The organism is Rhizobium sp. UFLA01-1127, assembly GCF_059803845.1.
On record NZ_JAUQTZ010000228.1, the window covers coordinates 1 to 5662 of the forward strand.

Annotated in this window: 6 protein-coding genes; 3 read left to right on the forward strand and 3 right to left on the reverse strand. The window is 59.9% G+C overall.

Annotated features, from left to right (window positions below):
* The coding region (locus tag Q4Q11_RS30620) for a response regulator (protein WP_498571839.1) at positions 1-127 on the reverse strand (127 nt) is incomplete at its 3' end.
* A gap of 202 nt (positions 128-329) precedes the next feature.
* On the opposite strand from Q4Q11_RS30620, the gene Q4Q11_RS30625 reads away from it, so the two are divergent.
* From Q4Q11_RS30625 to Q4Q11_RS30635, 3 genes are all read left to right on the forward strand, one after another.
* Positions 330-1097 carry a phosphatase PAP2 family protein gene (locus tag Q4Q11_RS30625; protein WP_498571835.1) on the forward strand — a complete coding sequence of 256 codons (768 nt, stop codon included), beginning with the start codon at positions 330-332 and terminating at the stop codon, positions 1095-1097.
* Positions 1098-1634: 537 nt separating this feature from the next.
* Entirely contained in the window at positions 1635-2264 is a 630-nt protein-coding gene (locus Q4Q11_RS30630) for a ParB-like protein (protein ID WP_112509888.1), read from the forward strand.
* A 247-nt stretch (positions 2265-2511) separates the two neighbouring features.
* Positions 2512-3693 (forward strand): arabinose transporter, encoded by a 1182-nt coding sequence (locus Q4Q11_RS30635; protein ID WP_498571836.1) that lies wholly within the window; start codon positions 2512-2514, stop codon positions 3691-3693.
* A gap of 115 nt (positions 3694-3808) precedes the next feature.
* Here the strand turns inward: Q4Q11_RS30635 and Q4Q11_RS30640 are convergent, their stop codons facing one another.
* Together Q4Q11_RS30640 and Q4Q11_RS30645 are read right to left on the reverse strand one after the other, a co-directional pair.
* A complete protein-coding gene (locus Q4Q11_RS30640) occupies positions 3809-4402 on the reverse strand; it encodes a class I SAM-dependent methyltransferase (protein ID WP_498571837.1) in 594 nt (197 codons plus the stop codon).
* Positions 4403-4601: 199 nt separating this feature from the next.
* A partial coding sequence (locus Q4Q11_RS30645; RefSeq protein WP_498571838.1) for a c-type cytochrome occupies positions 4602-5662 on the reverse strand: 1061 nt, incomplete at its 5' end.

Consider the following 5662-nt stretch of genomic DNA (forward strand, 5'->3'; position numbering starts at 1 on the left):
GGTGCTGGAGCGCTGTTTCGCCGTCGCCGGCGCGGACGGTGCGAAAGCCGTCTCGCGTCAGATAGCCCTCCAATATCTGCGCAATCGCCGGTTCATCCTCCACGATGAGAACGAGACTGTTGTCCAATCTGATATCCTGCGTTTCTTCCGTTTTCCCTTCGGCTTTGCCGCCTTTGGCCGCACTATTGCGGACAAAGCCTGCTTTCGCAATTTCCAAACACTCCTCCAACCGTTCTCCGGCCGAATCTGAACGCGACCTTGATGGGATCTTCGCCATTTCTTGACAATCGGGATCGAGGTTGCTGTCATTCTGCCGCGGGAGATATGGCATGTGGAAATTTGCATCGCGTTTCCGGAGCTCAGCCTCCGATCAAGCGCCCTTGCGCCGGCCTGAAACGGGTGCTGCGACGGACGGAGAACTGGTGGTCATCGGCATGCTGATCATCTGGACCAGCTTGGTCTTCGTGGTTTTTACCAAACTCGATCTGGCGGTCGCGCGTTCGTTTGCCCACGGGTCCGTCTTCTGGCTGGTCGACAATCCCTTCCTGAAGGCGGTGAGGGACATAAGCCGCAGGAGTCAGCCCTATCTTCTCGGCATCATGGCGATGATCATCGTCGTGCATGCTTTTCTGCCGAGGCGGTACAGATTCTGCCCTCCCCACAAGCCTCTATTTGTTCTCTTGAGCTTTGCCGCCGGGCCGCTCCTTGTCGTGCAGATCCTGAAAGTTGCGATCGGGCGCGTGCGCCCTCGCGAACTCATCGAATTCGGCGGTACTGCGGATTTCACGCCGGTATGGCAGTTCTCCGCCGCTTGCAGCCACAATTGTTCCTTTCCCTCGGGTGAAGCTGCCGGGGCCGCTGCAGCGCTTTCGCTACTGGTGTTCATACCTGCAGCATACAGATGGATTGCCGCCTTGGTTCTGACGCCATGTTTGATGTTCGTGGCGTTCAACCGCGTCATGTTCGGTGCCCACTTCCTGTCGGATGTGATGCTCGGATGGCTCCTGACCATGTTTGTCATGGCCATGATTTGGCGCTGGATGGAGACGAATGCGAGGGCGGTCGACCGTTTTGTTACCCGCATGATGTTCCGGTGACGTCTTCGATCTTACGTGTGGATCGGCATTCTCAAAGTCCATGTGTCGCCAGAATGCGACAATGCAGACGAAATGCATGTTACAAACCTTAATACAATGTTTGTTCACCTTTCCTTGGATCAGAGGTTACTTATGTTCCATTGGCTCGCCGCTGGAGACGATTGGGGCTGGTGGGACGTTGGCGCAAGGACCTGGGTAGGGTGAGAGTGATGGGATGGGGTTGGTAGATTGGACGTTGCGTGAAATGCTCGACGTGAGGAGCCGGCGCGGGATGTGCTCCCTGAGCAATCATTTCGAGCCGTGGGTCTTGCTTGCGGTGGAAAGCTTCGAGCGGGAAATGCTGGCTTTCTACAGGCGTTCCCAATTCAAGGTTATTCAAACGGCCGCATGATCGGCAAACCGGACAAACGAACCGTTATGCGCGGCTTACCACGCGCCGTTCCGCTGTGCAGGGAAATGGTCGTCCTCACGCTTGTCTTGCCGGATCGCCCGGTTGTGCTAGGGTGCTGCGCTGCTGCCTTTGTGGAGGGCTTTCAAATGGTTACAGTGCGCGAACCGATCCTGCATCCCGTTCCGATCGAAGAATTGAGACCGACCCAGATCACCGTTGGCATGCGCGAGGTCAAGGCCAAGCGTAAGGCTTGGCGCCGCAAAGCGGAAGCCGAAGGCGACCAAGCCGGCGAGTTCCTGGGGCAACATATGGTGCCGGCTATTCGCGGCCCGCGAGGGAAATATTACGTCATCGATCACCATCATCTCTCCCTCGCGCTTTATGAGGAGGGGGTGAAGGATGTTCTCGTGACGACGGTTGCCGACCTTTCGCGGCTTGAGCGGGATTCCTTCTGGTTCGTCATGGATTGCCACGACTGGATGCATCCCTTCGACGACGAGGGGAAGCGGCGCGGCTATGAAGATATTCCGAAAAGCATCAAGGATCTGATCGACGATCCCTATCGTTCCCTGGCCGGCGAGCTGCGCCGCGTCGGTGGCTACGCTAAAGATACGACGCCGTTCAGCGAATTTCTATGGGCGGATTTTCTGCGCCGTCGCGTGAAACGCAAGGACCTCGAAAAGGATTTCAGTGCCGCGCTGGAAAGGGCGCTCGAACTTGCCAAAGGCAAGGAGGCCGACTACCTGCCCGGTTGGTGCGGTCCGGTCGCCGAATGAGTCCATTGGCCGAGCGATAAGCAGACATCCGATTGTCTGCCATGCCCGGTCGACCTGGAAGCCGCCTTTACGAAGGTGGCGCCCTTTCGGCCGACATGTTGACAGATATTGGGCAAGCTCCTAAAGGAAGCGGGTCAGCTTCGCTGGCCGTAAGCGTTTGACGTCAAGCAACGCACTCAACGATCCTCGTCGGTCGGAGTGCGTTTTTTTATGCCTTCGTCGATCGAGGAAAAGCCTGGAGATCAACATGGCTTTTCAATCGCTATCCGATCCGTCGCGTGGCCTGCTTCTGAGCACCATTCTCTTCATTTCTTATCTCTGCGTCGGCATGTCGTTTCCGATCGTGCCGCTTTATGTGAGCGGCCAATTGCAGTTCGGCAATGTCTGGGCCGGGCTCGGTGTCGGCATCGCCTTTCTCGCAACCATTCTCACACGCGGCTACGCCGGCGGGCTCTCGGATCATCGAGGCGCCAAGGTGGCTGTGGTACGGGGCTTGGCTTTCTATGTCGCAGGAGCTCTGACGGCAATGGTCGCCGGCCTGCTGGTGCAAATGCCGCTGCCGTCCTTCCTGCTCCTTCTCGTCGGCCGCCTGCTTCTGGGGCTGGGCGAAAGCCTGGTCGCGGTCGGCACTATCGCCTGGGGCATTGCTTTTGCCGGTCCGGCGCGTTCGGGCAAGGTTCTGGCTCTGGTGGGTGCGGCCATCTATGGAGCGCTTGCCGTGGGCGGCCCGATCGGTCTAGTACTGCTCGGCCGGGTCGGGTTCGCCGGTACGATGGCGATCAGCACGGTTTTGCCGTTCGTTGGCTTGCTGGCAGCCTGGCGGGTTCCCGGTGTTGCGCCTCATCCCGTCGCCGAGCGCCCGCCTTTCTGGAACGTCGTCGGCAGGATCTGGCTGGATGGTTCGATCGTGTGCCTTCAGGGCATAGGCTTTGCCGCGATCGGTGCTTTCTTCACCCTCTATTTCCTCGATCAAGGTTGGAGCCATGCCGGGCTCGGACTGACGGCCTTCGGCGTCGGTTTTGTGTTGGTGCGCGTGCTCGTCGGCCATTTGCCGGATCTTATCGGCGGCCTGCCGGTCGCCATCGGATCGCTCGCCATCGAAGCGGTTGGTCAATTGCTGATCTGGAGAGCCACCGATCCGATGCTTGCCCTGACGGGCTCGTTTTTGACCGGGCTCGGATGCTCGATGATTTTTCCGGCCATGGGTCGGGAGGTTGTTCGGCGGGTGGAGCCGCACCTGCGCGGAACGGCGCTTGGCGGCTTCTCGGCCTTTCAGGATCTCGCCTACGGATTGACCGGACCTTTTGCCGGCCTTCTGGCCGACCGCGCCGGCTATGGCAGTGTCTTCATGGCAGGTACAGCGGCCGCGATTGCAGGTTTGCTGATTGCATTGTCGCTCCGCCGGATGCGTGCGGTCGCATTCAATTGAACGACATGGCAGCCCCTCTCCGTCGGTAGGGGCTGCCTGAACTGCGTTGCCACCTTTCAGCTTTAGTCTTTGCTTCCCGGCACATCGCTATGGGGCCGCTGTGGCACGGGGCCACCTACAAGGTTTGGAAAACGATGCCGTAGTGATAGGGCGGCAGTTCGATCACGGCCTGGGACTTGAAGCCACGGGTCTCGACAATTGCCGTGACCTCTGCCGGCGCCATGCGCATCTCGGTCTTGGGACCGCGCGGCCGCCCGAGCACCGTGGTCTCCTCGCGCGGCCGAGCTTCCCAATTGATGATGGCGAATAATCCTCCTGGAACGAGCACCGAATGAACGGCGCAAGCGAGGCCGGGCTGATCGGGAACGCCATGGAACGTGTTCGCCATGAGGACATAATCGACCTTTTCCGTAAGGTGTGCGGCTATGTCACGTGCATCGGCTCGGATCCATTTTCGCACCGACGCGCCTTGCCGTGCGACTTCCGCTTTGGCCATTTCGATCGTGGCTTCATCGAGATCGAGCGCATAGACCTTTCCGGCAACGAGCTCGGCCAGCGGCGCCGTAAAATATCCGTCGCCGCTGCAAAGATCGAGAACCGTCATGCCCGGCAGGATGCCAAGCGCCTCGAGGACGGCCCGCGGGTCGGGCCAAAGGGCTGCCCACCAGTCGCGGTCCGGCATCGAGGTCGCAGGAAATGCTTCTGCCATTGCGGACCTCCGCAGCTAGCTGGCTTCAGGAAGCACAGGATATCATCATGTCGCGGCATCAGAATATTGCCTGCGGCGAATAAAAAAGCACCGTCCCGACATCATGCGATACCGGCAGGAAATCGCCGCCGGCAGCCGAGCCGGAGCAGTGCGCGCGGCGGGATCATCCTACGCGGGGCATCGTCAAATGAGGATCAGGCTACCGCATCTGCAATATGATCGGGCTGCTGCTTGCCGGGTCCGTATGCTCGCGCAAGGTCGTTACATCGTTTGCGGCAACCGCTCCTCCACGATTTCCCCAGGACGAGCGCACGAATGTCAGTACATCGGCAATCTGCTGGTCCGAAAGTTGCTGGCGGAACGGCGGCATGCGATACGCATCCGGAATGCCGCTTGCCACGATGCGGCTGGAGCCATTCAGCGTCGTGTTGATCTGCGACGCGTTTTCTTTGGCAAGCGAAGCGGCGGAGCCCGCGAGCGGCGGAATCCATTGCTGCTTTCCGCGGCCATCGATCCCGTGACAGAAGCTGCATTTGGCCGCGAATGTCTGCGCGCCCGGGATGTGTTCGCGCGTGGTGAGCGAGACGTTCTGGGCGGTACCTTCATCATATTGCCAGGGCGTGCGGTCGCGGCTGGGGTCGCCGGGCAACGATTTCAGATAGTGGCTTATGGCTTTAAGGTCGTCATCGGTCATGAACTGCGTCGAATTGTTGAACGCATCCGCCATGGAGCCGAAGACGACGGCATGACCGTTCCTGCCGGTCTTGAGGAAAGTGTAGATATCGTCCTCGCTCCAGCGGCCAAGGCCGGTATTCGGGTCGCCACGCAGGCTCGGCGCATACCAGCCGTCGAGAAGGGCGCCGGAGAGATAGAGCGGACTGCTTTCGTCAAGCGCCTTTTCCGCCATGGTGATCGCGCGCGGCGTATGGCAGCTGCCGCAATGGCCAGGTCCCTGCACGAGATAGGCACCCCGGTTCCAGCGATCGTCGCCGGCGGCTTTCGCTTCATAGGCTCCGCTTTCGGTGAAGATCGCGTTCCAGAGCGCGAGCGGCCAGCGCATGTTCATCGGCCATTTGATATCCGAGGGTCTGTCCGTCTGTTTCACAGGCTCGACCTTGCTGGTGAAATAGGCATAGAGCGCGCGGATGTCGTCGTCGCTCATCTTTGCATAGGAGGGATAGGGCATTGCCGGATAGAGGCGGTGTCCGTCTCGCGCAACGCCCTGGCGGACGGCGCGGTCGAAATCGGCCAGCGTATAGT

Bases quoted from the DNA above. Each gene is read 5' to 3' on its own strand.
- Q4Q11_RS30625 (WP_498571835.1), top strand. From the start codon at position 330: ATGTGGAAATTTGCATCGCGTTTCCGGAGCTCAGCCTCCGATCAAGCG.
- Q4Q11_RS30630 (WP_112509888.1), top strand. From the start codon at position 1,635: ATGGTTACAGTGCGCGAACCGATCCTGCATCCCGTTCCGATCGAAGAA.
- Q4Q11_RS30635 (WP_498571836.1), top strand. From the start codon at position 2,512: ATGGCTTTTCAATCGCTATCCGATCCGTCGCGTGGCCTGCTTCTGAGC.
- Q4Q11_RS30640 (WP_498571837.1), bottom strand. From the start codon at position 4,402: ATGGCAGAAGCATTTCCTGCGACCTCGATGCCGGACCGCGACTGGTGG.